Raw genomic sequence first — 13,010 nt, 5'->3', positions numbered from 1 at the left:
CTATTCAACCGGAAGAGCTTTTACGACCGCTCTGTTTTTTACGTGCAGTTCCAGGTGCCTGCCGCCGTTCTTTTCCATGAGCTGGATGGCGAGGTACTTCTTATCGGGAATGGTAAATTTCGGGACGGCCAGCACGATGCTGTGCTCCGCATTGCCCCCGACCTTTTCGGTGCCGTTGCGCACAAGAAGGGGCGATATTTCAAGTTCCTGCGTGGCGGTGCGCCTGGCTTTCTTCCGGTCACGGATGTAGAAGCGCAACTGGTCAATATCATAGGGAATATTGGTCCTGTTGCGGATATGGAAACGCAGGTACATCACATCCTCCCGGATGAACAGACCGTCCAGTTTCAGGTGTACACCGAAAGCCTTGTCGCTGATACGAACGTTTCTTTCTCCCGATGCGAGCACCGCTCCGGCACGCTCTTCTATTTCCTGCCTGTTGATGCCCGCCGATGGAACAGCGACAACATGGCGTTTATCTTCGGGAACCAGCGAAAGGTTCAGCACCGATGGCTGCTCCGCATAATCGACCAGAAAGGATGTCAGCCTGCCGTCGGCTGTAATAATGGTTAGATTGGTCTGCCCGAATCCTTCCGTTGCCGCCTTGACCTGCAGGATGTTTTCCACCCCCTTTGCTTTTTGTACCAGCACGTCCCGGCTGCCCCTGTCCACGCTCACAATCGCGTGGGGAAAAATGATATTGGTGGTCTTTGAATAGGCAATGGCCATGTGGTACGGCGTGATTGCCTTAGTCTGTAAAACGGCTTCGCCCGGTTGCGCTTTACCGCTTATAATGGCGATGAAAAGAAAAAATCCCGTCATCACTGCTGCACTGAATGTTTTCATCGTACTTAATTTTTAAATGAATGGATAATTAATCGGACTGCTTCTGTTTTTCGTCCCGCAGGAGCACCCGGTATCCCGCCTTGACGGTAACTTTTACGAGTTTGACCTTCCGGCTGAACAGGGTCTTGGCCGCTTCGATGCCCGCACCTGCGGCCTGTGCCTGCCAGGACGGATCGAGCGAGGTCATGCCGATGGCCTGCATGGAGCGGTCGGCCGACTGCTTGGCCACATCACGGGTAATCGCTCCCGGAATGTAGATGCCGTCCAGCCCGTCCATGTCATACACGGCCAGTTCTACCGGGAACAGGGAATTGCCATACCTGATGCTGCCGATCCTGATATTCAGCCGTTCGCCGTTCAGCGATGCCGTGCCGAACAGGAAATTGTCCTTTGGGATGTGGACGCCGTTGATATAGATGTCGTTTACCAGCCGTAGCTTCACGGTGGAACCGTCCACAATGGTCTGCGTTTCGTGGATGACCGCCTGCACTGCATTCTGCGTGTCGGCTACGGCCGTCATCTCATCCAGCGAAAAAAAACCGTTGGATGCCGCCGGCTGCTCCTGCGCATTGTCCAACAGGGATACCGGTGTTTCATGGCTTTTTGCCGAAACGGCAAATACCTGTCCCTTGCGGCTTTCGGATACCTGCCTTAGTTTTTCCTGCACACGTTCGGGGTGCTGCACGTCCAGTATCTTTTCCAGCATCCCGTTGATCTGCTGCATTTCGGGATCTTCCCCTCCGGGCTGTCCCATCATCTGCATCATCTGTTCCAGCCGGTCTATGTCTGCCGCGCTGACGGTAGCCCCGGTATTCCCGGTTCCCATATCCTGGGAAGGGTATCCGTCCGCAGCCGCTGTCTCCAGGGGCCTGTTCATTTCCCTGTCCAGTTCGGCCAGCTTGCGGTATATCCTGTCCGCATTGGGATCGCCCGAAGAAACGCCACCGCCATAGGGCGAGGTATTCAGCCCCGCGCGTCTGTAGGATGTGCCGTAGCCTTCTTCCATGTCGTCCGGAAGGTAGTCCTCCGTATCCGAAAAGGCCATCTCCCCGAAATTCGGGTCGTTCTTCATCATTTCCAGAAACCGTACGGAATCCTGCCGTGCCTGATCATAATAGCCGAGCTTGTCCATCGGCTTTTCCTCCCTGAAATCCGCATCCGGCAATTTGAGGTTGAAGCCCGTTTGCTGTCCCGATTGGTCTTTCGCTTCACCGCCCTTGCCACCGCCCAATGACCAGAACGCCATCGTCATGAAAGGCAGGACGAGCAGTGGCAGCACCAGCATGAATTTGCGCTGCCTGATTTCCTTTGTTGTTTTTGTTTGCTTTTCCATTGTTACCTGTTTTTGAATTGTCCGTAATATTTTTCGATAAAGCGCACACTGTCCATCAGTCCGGGACGCTGTGCCATGATGCTGTCGTATTCCGCTTTCCCCGCCGGACTTCGGGCAAGGCTGTCCATATACAGCCGGAACCGCCGTATCCGGCGGTACTCCGCTTCGGATACCTGTGGGCTATCGTTCCTCTCCCCGGTTTCTGTGGCATGGCGGGGCTTCTTTATCGGGGTGATGGAAAAGGGTTTTCCCCCTTTTCCGGTAAGGCCGTCCACCGTGAGGTAAAGGCTGTACCCGCCAAATCCCGACATGAACAGCACCAGCAGTACCTGCCACTTCCGCCGTGAAAACCCTGCGGTACGTCTGGCCATCCATGTTGCCCATCCGGTCTGAACCCGCTTATAGGCCAGCCGCAATCCTTCGGCAGCCGTTCCGGGCGCCTGCGGCTCATCCTGTTTTTTATGCCTGGATAGAAATTTCATATCGCTGCTTTTTATCTCCTTCCCACTGTCTTCAGATCCCTGTTCTCAATCGTGTTCCAGCGCTCGATCAGAAAGCCGTGCGGGTTGTTGTCGCTGCGGCTGACGTTGCGGAGCGAGCCTTCCGTGAGCAGGCTGCGTGTCGTGATGCTGGTCGGCCGGATGATGCGCTGCGTGGCATGGCAGCGGAAACGGTAGGGGTATTCGCCCGTGTCCACCGACACACTGTCCACCGTGATGGTCTGGTTCACGTTGCCGGAAATCAGCCCTGCGTAATAACCGTTCTCCCTCAGGTCATCGTAGGCGCGTTTTACCGTACCGTCGCCCAGGTACAGGGCTTTGGCGATGTTCGCCTGTATCGCCTTTTCGTCCGGGTCGAGCGTGAAGAACAGGTGGTGGAACGTCTTTACGTGATCCCTTGCTTCCACCGGAATATTGTCCCTGCGTTCCGAAGCGTATGCTTCCAGCGCCTTGCCGTTGGCCAGGATGTAAATCTTCGACTGCATCTGCGATACCAGGCTGAAACTTTTGTACAGGGCAAAGCAGCATATCGCGACGCTTCCAGCGATGATCAGCATCGTAAAAGCCCTCACGTGCCGGAATGCGGTATCTATATTTTTCATTTTTTTGAACATGCTTCCTCCGTTTTTTGGTTATGAATTGCCTTTTAGCTTATCGCCCATGTAACCCGATCCGCTTTTGCCACTATCCCCGAAATAGGGATTGGTCGTACCGTTACTTGCCATACTCTGTGATATCCTGCTGGCGGCATTGCCCATAGCGTCCATCGCCATACCGGCGCCCGCCGATGCTGTGTTCACCACACTTCGGGAACTGCTGCCGAAAAGGCTGGTCACTTTCTGTCCGAGTGCGCCGCCGCCCCCGGCGTGTACGATGTAGTTGGCCACGGACGGAACGGTGAAGTATCCCACGATGCCGATGATCATAAAGACGAGGTAGGCCACGTCCGTCCGGCTGAAAAAGGTGTCGCCGTATTCCTGCACCTGGGAAATGTCGAGTTTGAGCATTTCCTCCTGTATCTTGCCGATGATGCTGCCGAAGATGTTGGCCACGGGCAGCCATAGGAACACGTTGATGTAGCGGGCAAGCCATACGGTAAGGGTATGCTGGAAACCGTCAAAGACGGCAAGGCCGAACACGAGCGGCCCCAGAATGGAGAGCACGATCAACTGGAAAGTCCGCAGGGTGTCAATGCACAGTGCGGCCGCCTCAAACAGCACGCGCAGCACTTCACTCATCCATTCCTTGACCGAGTTGCGGAAATTGTAGGAGGCTTTCGACATAGCGAACTTGATGTCGTTGCCGATGCCCTCAAAGAAGCCTTCACCCGACGGATCTTCGCCGTCATGTGTATATTTATACCATTTATCCCGGTCGCCGCTGCCGCTTTCGCCCACATACATCTGCCATACATCGGACTTTTTGATGGCTTCCTCCTTCCGTTGCAGCAGCACGGTAATCGCCCTGTCGGAGCCTTCCACCATCGCTGAAGTTGCCGTTACGGTGGGCTTCATCACGCCGCCAATGATGCCCAGAACGGAGGGGAACATCAGCACACAGAAGCCGATGGCGAACGGCCGGAACAGCGGATAGAAATCTATCGGCTCGGCCCTGGACAGATGTCCCCACACCCTTGATGCAATGTACCACATGGCGGCAAATCCCGCCAGTCCACGCCCTACGCCGATGAGCTGCCCACACAGGGGCATCATCTGGTTGTACAGGCTTTCCAGCACACCGTGCATCCCTTTCATCTCGCCCGCTATGTCCTGCGCATGACCCAAAAAAGGCAATCCCAGACACACTGCCGCAATCACTGCGGCCTTTACACACTTTGCCATAATCCCGTTTTATTCGTTTGTTCCATATACCCTGCGCATGGTGCGCGCATCGTTCTTTTCCTTTGCCCGCTGCACGGCCAGTACCGTCGTGTTGTTGTTGAAATGGCGCAGGAACATCAGTTTGTCCTGCATATCCAGGTAGATACGGTCTATCGCCTGCAGGCGTTCGTCATCGCTCATCCTTGCCTTTCCCGCCGTCACCACCGTGAGCAGTTCATCGAGGTTGCGCAGGCTTTCTCTGAACAGCTTGTCGTACACACGCCCCAGGTAGGCCAGTTCCTCCGGGTTGAAATTGCCGTCCCTTTTAAAGCGGTTGTAGGCGTTCCGGTATTCCCTGACCAGCGTCAGCTGATAGTCCGCTATGTCCGCCACACGGCGGTAGCCCCGCACCGTGGGGCTGACCTCCATCAGTCCGTCCAGGAATACCCTGTGCAGGTTGAAATTGCCCTCCGAGATATTCTTCACCGTATTGTAGCCGCCGCTCAGTATCTCATAGCCCTTTTTCATGTCGCTCAATATCTGCTTGAACTGCGCCAGCTTCTCTACGTTCAGCAGTAGCTGTGCGATCTCATTGGCCTGCGCCGATACTTTTCCCGCTGGCAGCAGTGCGGCAAGCACCAACGCCGTAATCACGATCATTTTTTTCATGGCTGTTCCTTTTTAATGTCCTGTAATTCCCGGCTGGTCAGTATATCCATCTGCTCCTTTTTCCGGGAGGCGGCAAGCATCCGGGCATCGTTTCCGAAACCCTGCGTGAACGTGTATCTGTCCCGCATGTCCAGGTAGAGCCGGTCGATCCTCGCCATGCGCTCATCGTCCTTCATTTCCAGCCTGCCGTCGGTGGTCAGGTCGATCAGTTCGTCCAATGTCTTTTCGCAGTCGTCCAGCAGGCGACCGAATACACGTCCGACATAGGCGAGCTCATTGCCCGAAAGGGCATCGCTCCGGCGGAGCTGCCGCAATGTCCGGTTATGGTTTTGCACGATCCTGACCTGCATGGCTATGATGTCCGCCACCTTTTCATAGCGTTTGATTTCGGGATTGACTTTTTTCAGCGAACCGATAAATTCCCCATGCAGGTCAAATTCCCCCCTCGTAAAACCTCCGATGGTGTTCAGCCCGTCTTTGGCGATCCTGTAGCCTTTTTTCGCATAACCGATATACACCTGTAAAGCGGCAATCTGCTGGACGAGGTATTCTTTCTGCGTTTTCTTCTGCCGGAACCACTCCTTGAAAGTCTGTGCCTGCAGGCTGCCGGAAACGGCGAGCAGCAGCACGGCTATCGTTAGTATCTTTTTCATCGTTTTTCGTTTAATCCAGTCCGTATAATTTTTTGACCACTTCCACTTCATGCGCCGTCTTTGCCCGTTGCAGGCTCAGCAGCATGTTCTGCCTGTTGAACTGCACGAGGTCGGAGTAGTTGGTATCCACCTGGTCGGCGGCATCATTGATCAGCTCCAGCCGTTTGGCATCGCTCATGGTCGTGGTAAACGATTTTACGATCAGGCTGATCTGGTCGATGCTTTTCAGGCTTTCCTCCAGTATGCCGGAATACACCAGTGCCATGTACTCGATTTCCTCCGCCGTGAAATGCCTGTCCTGCCGGACAAGGCCCCAGGCACGCTGGTATTCCTCCACCAGCCGTACCTGCTTCTGCGTGATGTCCCGGATGCGCTGGTAATAGGAAATGATGGCCTTGACCTTTGCCAGTTCCTCGTAATACTTGCGGTACTGCTCTTTCTGCTTTTCCGTCCAATCGGAGATTTCGTCCAGCTTCAGCTTGGACAGCGTGTTTTCCAATGTCTTCTGCGCATTCTGTAACCAGATCGTTTTGTTCTGCAAACGCTGTATCTTCAGGTCTACCGCCTTGATGACCTTTTTGATGCCCGCCTTGATTATTTCCAGTATGGCGACCTGCGCTTCGGCTTTCTGGACGGGCATGACCGTGAAAGACAGGCAGAACGCCAGCGTGATTATTTTTACATACTTTTTCATTGCTATTCCCTTTAAGTTTTTCAACTGCTTTTACTGCGCATATCCTCCGCCATCGCCGCAATGCCCTTGCGGATGTCCCCGCCGAACTTTGCTGCGTATTCCATCAGTTTTACCTTTTCGGTCTGCTCGGTGGTGTACGCTAAATATTCTTCCAGGCTCACTTCGGTGCGGTACACCTTGCTGAGCATGCCGCCCAGCGAGATGAATACCTCCTTGTATTTCTTTGTCGGGTCGTTCGCCTTATTGACCGACAGCACCAGTGCCTTTTCCTTTTCGGTAAGCCCCAGCAGCTCCTGTATCTGGTCGAATTTGTTCTGGTACTTCGACTGGTCTAAGAGGATTTTACAGTCCGAATTATTGATGATCGCCTGCTTGACGATGGGCGAGGAAATGATGTCCTCGACTTCCTGCGTAACCACCACGGCCTCCCCGAAAAACTTGCGTACGGTCTTGAACAGGTATTTGATGTATTCCGCAAAACCCTCTGCCATCAGTGCTTTCCAGGCTTCCTCTATCAGTATCATCTTGCGTACGCCTTTCAGCTTTCGCATCTTGTTGATGAAGATTTCCATCACGATGATGACGGTCGTGGGGAACAGTATGGGATTATCCTTGATCGCATCAATTTCAAAGATGATCAGCCGCTCCTGCAGCAGGTTGAGGTTCTCCGTTGCGTTGAGCAGGTAATCAAATTCGCCGCCCTGGTAATACGGGCGCAGCACGTACAGGAAATTGTCGATGTCAAAATCCTTTTCCTTTACCCGGTCGCTTTCCAGTATCCGGGTGTAGTCATCCCGCAGGAACGTATAGAAACTGTTGAAGCAGGGGAATACTTCTTTATGCTTTTCCAGGAACTGGAAATATCCCGTAATGGCATTGGACAGCGCCACGTATTCGCTCCGCTTGAACTGCTCATCGTCTTTTTTCCAGAGCGCAAGCAACAGCGTCTTGATGCTTTCCTTCTTCTCCGTGTCCAGGCTGTCGCCTTCGCCGATGTAAAAGGGATTGAAGCGGATGGGGTTGTCTTCGCTGTACGTGAAATAATAGCCGTTTACCATATCGCACAGCCCTTTGTAGCTGTGCCCCACGTCCACCAGCACGATATGCGTGCCCTGTTCGTAATAGCTCCTGACCATGTGGTTGGTAAAGAAAGATTTGCCGCTGCCGGACGGCCCCAGGACGAACTTGTTGCGATTGGTACAGATCCCCATTTTCATGGGTTCGTCCGATATGTCCACATGCACGGGCTTTCCGGTCAGGCGGTCGCCCAGGCGGATGCCCATCGGGCTGATCGAGGAGCGGTAGCCCGTTTCCAGGTTGAGGAAGCAGGTCGCCTGTTCGGCGAACGTATCAAACGTATCGTTCATGGGGAAGTCGGCGGCATTGCCCGGAATGCCCGCCCAGAATATCTGCGGTGCGCCTATGGTTTCCTGTTTGGCCACGGCGTCCATCTGCGCCAGCGCAGAGGACACCATGTTCTTCAGATCCTTTAGCCGTTCCTTTTCATCCGCCCATACCAGTACGTTGAAATGGGCTTTTATCGGCAGGCGTTGCTGGCCGATGGCCTCGTTCAGAAAATCGTTGGTCGCATCCCTGGCGATCATGTTCTCCCGGCTGTAGGCCGAAAGGGATTGCAGCCTCAGCCTTTTGCTTTCCAGCTTCTGTATGGTCTTCTGCGCATCCTCGATAAACAGGTACTGGTTGTAGATATGGTTGCAGGGCAGCAGTTGCCCCAGCGTGGAAGCGAAGCCCACGCTGAACTTGGTCTTGTCGGTGCTGTACCTGTCGTAGTTAATACGGCTGCCGCAGAGTGCGGGCAGGTCGGCGGCATCGCCCAGCGTGTAGAGCTGGCAATGTCGGTCGCCCACCTGCAGGCCCTCATCAAAGGTGATGTCGTTCATCACAAAACCGTTATCACGTTCCGAGAGGTAGCAGTACCGTTCGATCAGCCCCGTTTTACGGGCATCGCTGCGCAGTTCGCTTTCCCTTAGCCGGGTCAGCTTCACAAAGCCGCTGTCCTCCATGATGCGCCGGAACTGCCCGGTGCTGTCCAGGAAATCCTGCAACAGTGCGGGCTTCAATGTTTCCTCCGGTACGATGGAAGTGCGCAGCAGGTTGGAGAACAGCGAACTGGCGGTCTTCCTGCCCTGCGGCTTTTTGGTCAGCATGATGTAACAGCTATGATCCAGAAAGGGACGCTCGTTGAAGAAACGCTCGCTGGCACGGCTCAAAAAACTGGTGTCGTCCTTTGTGAAATCCGGCCGGTGGCCACTTTCGATGAACCAGTCCTGCTTGTGCAGTACGGTATATTTGGGCAAAACCTTGACGGCTTTTACCCATGCCTGGTGGAACGCTTCGTATTCCTGGTCGGAGAGGGTGAACAGTTCCGGCAGGTCTGCCCTGAATACCACCGTGATGTCGCCCTGCTTGCTCAGGATGCAGTCATGCTCCACATCCATGACCGGTAAAATTTCATCCAGCACTTTTTCCATAACCCCACTTGTTTACCTTTTAAAAAAACCTTGTTTATTTCTTGCGCAGGAAAATCCGCCTGCTCCTTGACCGGATGGTTTTCGGCACCTGCTTTCTTGCAAGTGCCTTCATCAGTCCGTGTTCGCCGTATTTGTTGCTCATGCCGTATATCTTCATGACCAGCAGCGTCCCTGCGCCGCCGATGATGCCCACGCACACCAGCGAGGGCAGCCCGATGAAATACAGGATCGAGAACAGGACGAGCAGCACCACCACACCACCGCCCAGGTACCAGATGTACTGCGCCTTTAAACCTTTAAATTCTATGGGCTGGTTAATGCCCTTGTTGATCTGATATACACTGTTTGCCATGTCTTGCTATGTTTATGGTCAAAGCCGCATCCGGTTACGGGAACGTTCTGCGGCCCGTGCCGCTACCAGCACGGCTTCTTCGTTCAGTTTTTGGAAAATCTGGTAAGCCATAACCACACTTTATCTTTCTTCACTCATTCCTTTATGCCCATGTGGCGGCTGCCTGAACGGCATCCATCCACATGCTTGTCTTTTCAGTTCAGGTACTCGTGTACCTGCCGGATGACGGCATAGCGCAGGTACCTGTCTTCTTCGTTTTCGCTGCTGAAGCCCAGCTCCTCAAAGATGCCTTTGCAGGCTTCGATGAGGTTGCACAGTTCGTAGGTCAGCGTTCCGCTTTCTTTCAGCCGCTCATAGTCCGGGCTGAACTCCTCCTCCAGTACCGAACGGATGTACAGGTAGCGGGAGGGTCTGAGGTCTTCGGTCATCGCATTGAGGCACAGTTCCTCGATGATATATATCGGCCTGTTTTCCGACAGGAGTTCCGCTGCCATCGGCAGGATGCCCGCTACCTTTTCTTCGAGGTAGCGGGTAACCGAATAATCTTCCTGCAGACGGAACATCAGGTCGGGGTTGTGGTGGACGATGTACGCCCACAGCTTTTCTTTGAGCACACTTTGCATAGACTGGAAGGTTTAAACGCCAAAGAATGATTTGATGACCGTAGCCACAACCACGAGGAAGACACAGCTTCCGAACCATGCCGCCGCTATCTTGCTGGTGTCCTGGTCGCCGTGGTTCCATTTCTGGTACACCTTGACCGCACCGATCAGTCCGAGGATGGCCCCCACCGCATACATGAGGCTGGTGCCTGCATCGAAATAGCTGCGTACTTTTGAATTGGCTTCGTTGATGCCCTGGATGCCGTCCTGCGCCATTGCGCCAAAACGGAGGGCGGTCAGCAATAAGGCTGCGCCCAGCGCAAGCAGCCGTTTACGGTTGATTGTAGTTTTCCTTCTGCACTTTTCCATAACACACTTTTACTTTGTTGAAACTTGAAATCCTGTTGAGGGGAATAAGAACGGAGCGGCTTCGCCATCGCTGTTCCCTTGATCCTTCTCCACTTGCCCTTACGCACAGGGACGGACGGGGAAACACGCTCCGCCGGGACTGTTACAATCCATCATTCCACAGCACATCCACTTCCTCCGCACTCACTGTAACAGCCCCATACTTTTCGCATTCCGACACGATCAGTTTATTGACCGATGCACGGAGTGCCGATATTTTTACGGCGGGATATTCTTTGAGGGTAAGGCGCAGGTAATGCCTGAACTCCTGCAGGATAAGCTGCCTTTGGCTTGCATCGGCAATGACTTCTTTCAGCCGGCCGATGAGGTGTTCCACTTCGGTATAGTCATCGTCCGTGGTTTCCCCGAATGCGGTAGCAGCCGGGCGGTCTTTGTTGTCCATGAATAGCGGGGATGGGCCGCCGGGGCTGTCTGCCGGGCTTGCCCTGAAGTTGAGCTTCCGTTTACCGGAAAGCAGGTCTTTGAGGTCGCCGGAATAATACCGTACCCCTACATACACATAATAAATAGCCAGCAGCAGGAAGACCGCTGTAAGGTAGTCTGTCCATGAAATGTCTGTAAACATACGCTTCTCATTTTATCGTTCTACACTAATCTCCAATCCGGCTCTGATAGTCGGGTTGTTTACATTACTCATACCAAAGGAACGATGGAAAAGAAGCGGTTACAAGTGCGAGATAAAGTCGTACCTTTTTGTACTTTCCTGTACCCCTGCATTTTCTGTATGCGATAAAGGGAAGCGGACAGACCGTGAAAAGAAAAAGCAAGGCTAAAATTCATCAGCCCTGCTTTTAAGTGGATATTTCCCGGTTTTTCGTCTATCGTTTACGTTCGATCTTCCAGCCCTCATCGGTCAGGGAGAAGCGGACGGTATGGGTCTTTTCGTCTTTGGGTGCCGTACGCAGCACGTTGAAAGGGGTAAAGTTGGTATAGCGGGTAGTATATTCAACGGTCGCCGTTTTGCCGTCATCGGCAGTGGTTACCGAAGCAATACCTTCAAGCACTTCTTCCGCCAGCTTCACTTTCTGTACATCCAGTTGCTGATCCTTTTCGGGCGTGGGCAGCAGGTAGGGTTTTGCCGCATCGGTAAAATGGATGAGCGGCTTGCCCATGTCGCCCATCTTTTGGGTACGCTGCACGGTCAGCATCCCTTTTTCTTCCAGCCCGGCATCCAGCACCCGTTTTGCATGGGCAGGGTCGGCACGATAGATGTCATAGTCCACCATGCGGGGATAGCTGTTTTCCGCTTTCAGCAGGTCGAGGGCGGTTGCCTTGTCGAGTTCCGGTCTGCCGCATCCCGCTACCAACAGCACGGCGGCTATACAGATGGATTTGATTGCTTTCATGGCCTTGTTTTATTTTGGTTATACTACTATCCTAATATTCCTTTATCTTATCGATCATCTTTTGCAGGGTTTCGATCACGATCTGCTTGTCCCTTTCCTCGATGCTGTAGGTGTGGCTGCGCATGCTTTCCGGCGATAGGTCTTCCTTATAGGGCGTGGACAGGTAGGGCACCAGCTGGTTAAAGATGTTGCTCAAAGAACGGGAAATGATGATCTTCAGGTCGTCCGCCGATTTGAGCAGGATGCCCAGCTGGTCTTCGCTGAGTGTGCAGAGCAGCTTGTAGGTATTTTTCCGTTCATCCGTACCTTCCTTTTCCGTACCGATGGGCACGATGTCCAGGTGCAGCTTCTTTTCGAGGTAGAACAGTTCCTGGCTGAACCAGTTGTCCAGCGTGGTATGCAATAGCGGCTGCCCGGGTTGGTAGGCCGTGTCCGGCTCCGGCACCAGCTGCATCAGTTCCTTCTGGTACAGGGCAAGCAGGTTGATACGGTCTTTGAGGTCGCCCTGCATGTTTACCCGGTCTGCGGTCTTTTGGGTAAAGGCGTTGATGAAAGAACGGTGGTTGAAGTTCAGGCCGATGAGCGTTTCTTCCAGCAGGGTGTAATGGCTGGAAACACGGTCGCTTTCTTCGAGTTGTTCCAGGCTTTTGAGCAGCTCCCGATGGTAGAGTACATCACGGAACGTAACCGGATCGCTTTCTTCTTTTTCTTCCCCCGATACAAAATCTTCCAAACACCTTATGGCGATGTCCAGCAGGTACTGTTCGCCGATGGAGGGTACCAGCCGTTTTCTCACCGCTGCCAGCTTCTGGCCGAGTTCCTCCCTCGCTACGGCAAGATAGGTGACCGGGACACGTTCGTCCATGCCCAGGTATGTGGCAAAACGTGTTTCGATAAATGAGAGCAGTTCGTCCAGTGCCGAAACGGTCTGCTCATGCACGGCTTTGAGGTCTTCACGGATGAATACGGGATGTTTGCCGTTGTCGATGGCATGGTCTAAAAGAACGATGAGCGTGGAATGATAATGCCGGATGATCAGCCTTATCTTGCGTTGTTTGGTAAGGGAGAATACCCTGTTCTTCAGCAGGGATTTGAGATGGGAGACTTCCTTGTCCATCCTGGCGCATAGCCCACCTGCCTGCTCCGGGGAGATGGTTTCCACGTTGGTCTTTGCCGGGTTGAGCGTGACCGTGATGATCAGGTCGAGCCATTCCAGCGGGTAGGATTGATGGGTACTATGTGTCCTGTCTTTCTTCAAAACCACCAGCTTTTGT

At 53.6% G+C, this 13,010-nt stretch carries 15 protein-coding genes; all 15 read right to left on the bottom strand.

Annotation, left to right across the window (positions count from 1 at the left end; translation table 11 throughout):
* Entirely contained in the window at window positions 1-846 is an 846-nt protein-coding gene (gene traN / locus G5B00_RS03555; protein WP_163871870.1) for a conjugative transposon protein TraN, read from the bottom strand.
* Between the two features lie 28 nt (window positions 847-874).
* Window positions 875-2,179 carry a conjugative transposon protein TraM gene (gene traM / locus G5B00_RS03550; RefSeq protein ID WP_163871869.1) on the bottom strand — a complete coding sequence of 435 codons (1,305 nt, stop codon included), beginning with the start codon at window positions 2,177-2,179 and terminating at the stop codon, window positions 875-877.
* A 2-nt stretch (window positions 2,180-2,181) separates the two neighbouring features.
* The gene (locus G5B00_RS03545; protein ID WP_163871868.1) at window positions 2,182-2,661 is read right to left on the bottom strand and encodes a hypothetical protein; all 480 of its coding nucleotides are present in this window, start codon (window positions 2,659-2,661) and stop codon (window positions 2,182-2,184) included.
* A gap of 11 nt (window positions 2,662-2,672) precedes the next feature.
* On the bottom strand, window positions 2,673-3,293 hold the full coding sequence (gene traK, locus G5B00_RS03540) for a conjugative transposon protein TraK (protein WP_163871867.1): 621 nt from the start codon (window positions 3,291-3,293) through the stop codon (window positions 2,673-2,675).
* Window positions 3,294-3,311: 18 nt separating this feature from the next.
* Window positions 3,312-4,520, bottom strand: coding sequence for a conjugative transposon protein TraJ (traJ, locus tag G5B00_RS03535; RefSeq protein ID WP_163871866.1), 1,209 nt, complete (start codon window positions 4,518-4,520; stop codon window positions 3,312-3,314).
* Window positions 4,521-4,529: 9 nt separating this feature from the next.
* Complete coding sequence (locus tag G5B00_RS03530; protein WP_163871865.1) at window positions 4,530-5,168, bottom strand: TerB family tellurite resistance protein; 639 nt, start codon at window positions 5,166-5,168, stop codon at window positions 4,530-4,532.
* Window positions 5,165-5,821 (bottom strand): hypothetical protein, encoded by a 657-nt coding sequence (locus G5B00_RS03525; protein ID WP_205966281.1) that lies wholly within the window; start codon window positions 5,819-5,821, stop codon window positions 5,165-5,167. The genes G5B00_RS03530 and G5B00_RS03525 overlap by 4 nt, the downstream gene beginning before the upstream one ends.
* A 10-nt stretch (window positions 5,822-5,831) precedes the next feature.
* A complete protein-coding gene (locus G5B00_RS03520) occupies window positions 5,832-6,539 on the bottom strand; it encodes a conjugal transfer protein TraI (protein ID WP_240894366.1) in 708 nt (235 codons plus the stop codon).
* Window positions 6,536-9,007, bottom strand: a complete 2,472-nt coding sequence (locus G5B00_RS03515; RefSeq protein ID WP_163871864.1) for a TraG family conjugative transposon ATPase — start codon at window positions 9,005-9,007, stop codon at window positions 6,536-6,538. Before G5B00_RS03515 ends, G5B00_RS03520 begins: the two co-directional genes overlap by 4 nt.
* Window positions 9,008-9,041: 34 nt before the next feature.
* Window positions 9,042-9,359, bottom strand: coding sequence for a DUF4133 domain-containing protein (locus G5B00_RS03510; protein WP_163871863.1), 318 nt, complete (start codon window positions 9,357-9,359; stop codon window positions 9,042-9,044).
* Between the two features lie 194 nt (window positions 9,360-9,553).
* Window positions 9,554-9,853, bottom strand: coding sequence for a hypothetical protein (locus tag G5B00_RS03505; RefSeq protein WP_205966280.1), 300 nt, complete (start codon window positions 9,851-9,853; stop codon window positions 9,554-9,556).
* Window positions 9,854-9,994: 141 nt separating this feature from the next.
* Entirely contained in the window at window positions 9,995-10,330 is a 336-nt protein-coding gene (locus G5B00_RS03500) for a DUF4134 domain-containing protein (protein ID WP_163871861.1), read from the bottom strand.
* 142 nt (window positions 10,331-10,472) lie between these two features.
* On the bottom strand, window positions 10,473-10,955 hold the full coding sequence (locus G5B00_RS03495) for a hypothetical protein (RefSeq protein ID WP_163871860.1): 483 nt from the start codon (window positions 10,953-10,955) through the stop codon (window positions 10,473-10,475).
* Between the two features lie 253 nt (window positions 10,956-11,208).
* On the bottom strand, window positions 11,209-11,736 hold the full coding sequence (locus G5B00_RS03490) for a hypothetical protein (RefSeq protein WP_163871859.1): 528 nt from the start codon (window positions 11,734-11,736) through the stop codon (window positions 11,209-11,211).
* 31 nt (window positions 11,737-11,767) lie between these two features.
* Entirely contained in the window at window positions 11,768-12,994 is a 1,227-nt protein-coding gene (locus tag G5B00_RS03485) for a hypothetical protein (protein WP_163871858.1), read from the bottom strand.
* Window positions 12,995-13,010: the final 16 nt, after the last annotated feature.

This window comes from Parapedobacter sp. SGR-10, assembly GCF_011030405.1.
Lineage (GTDB): Bacteria > Bacteroidota > Bacteroidia > Sphingobacteriales > Sphingobacteriaceae > Sphingobacterium.
This window is presented reverse-complemented; position numbering and strand designations above follow the sequence as displayed.

Coding starts and splice junctions, on each gene's coding strand:
- traN (WP_163871870.1), bottom strand. CDS start 846: ATGAAAACATTCAGTGCAGCAGTGATGACGGGATTTTTTCTTTTCATC.
- traM (WP_163871869.1), bottom strand. CDS start 2,179: ATGGAAAAGCAAACAAAAACAACAAAGGAAATCAGGCAGCGCAAATTC.
- G5B00_RS03545 (WP_163871868.1), bottom strand. CDS start 2,661: ATGAAATTTCTATCCAGGCATAAAAAACAGGATGAGCCGCAGGCGCCC.
- traK (WP_163871867.1), bottom strand. CDS start 3,293: ATGTTCAAAAAAATGAAAAATATAGATACCGCATTCCGGCACGTGAGG.
- traJ (WP_163871866.1), bottom strand. CDS start 4,520: ATGGCAAAGTGTGTAAAGGCCGCAGTGATTGCGGCAGTGTGTCTGGGA.
- G5B00_RS03530 (WP_163871865.1), bottom strand. CDS start 5,168: ATGAAAAAAATGATCGTGATTACGGCGTTGGTGCTTGCCGCACTGCTG.
- G5B00_RS03525 (WP_205966281.1), bottom strand. CDS start 5,821: ATGAAAAAGATACTAACGATAGCCGTGCTGCTGCTCGCCGTTTCCGGC.
- G5B00_RS03515 (WP_163871864.1), bottom strand. CDS start 9,007: ATGGAAAAAGTGCTGGATGAAATTTTACCGGTCATGGATGTGGAGCAT.
- G5B00_RS03510 (WP_163871863.1), bottom strand. CDS start 9,359: ATGGCAAACAGTGTATATCAGATCAACAAGGGCATTAACCAGCCCATA.
- G5B00_RS03505 (WP_205966280.1), bottom strand. CDS start 9,853: ATGGCAGCGGAACTCCTGTCGGAAAACAGGCCGATATATATCATCGAG.
- G5B00_RS03500 (WP_163871861.1), bottom strand. CDS start 10,330: ATGGAAAAGTGCAGAAGGAAAACTACAATCAACCGTAAACGGCTGCTT.
- G5B00_RS03495 (WP_163871860.1), bottom strand. CDS start 10,955: ATGTTTACAGACATTTCATGGACAGACTACCTTACAGCGGTCTTCCTG.
- G5B00_RS03490 (WP_163871859.1), bottom strand. CDS start 11,736: ATGAAAGCAATCAAATCCATCTGTATAGCCGCCGTGCTGTTGGTAGCG.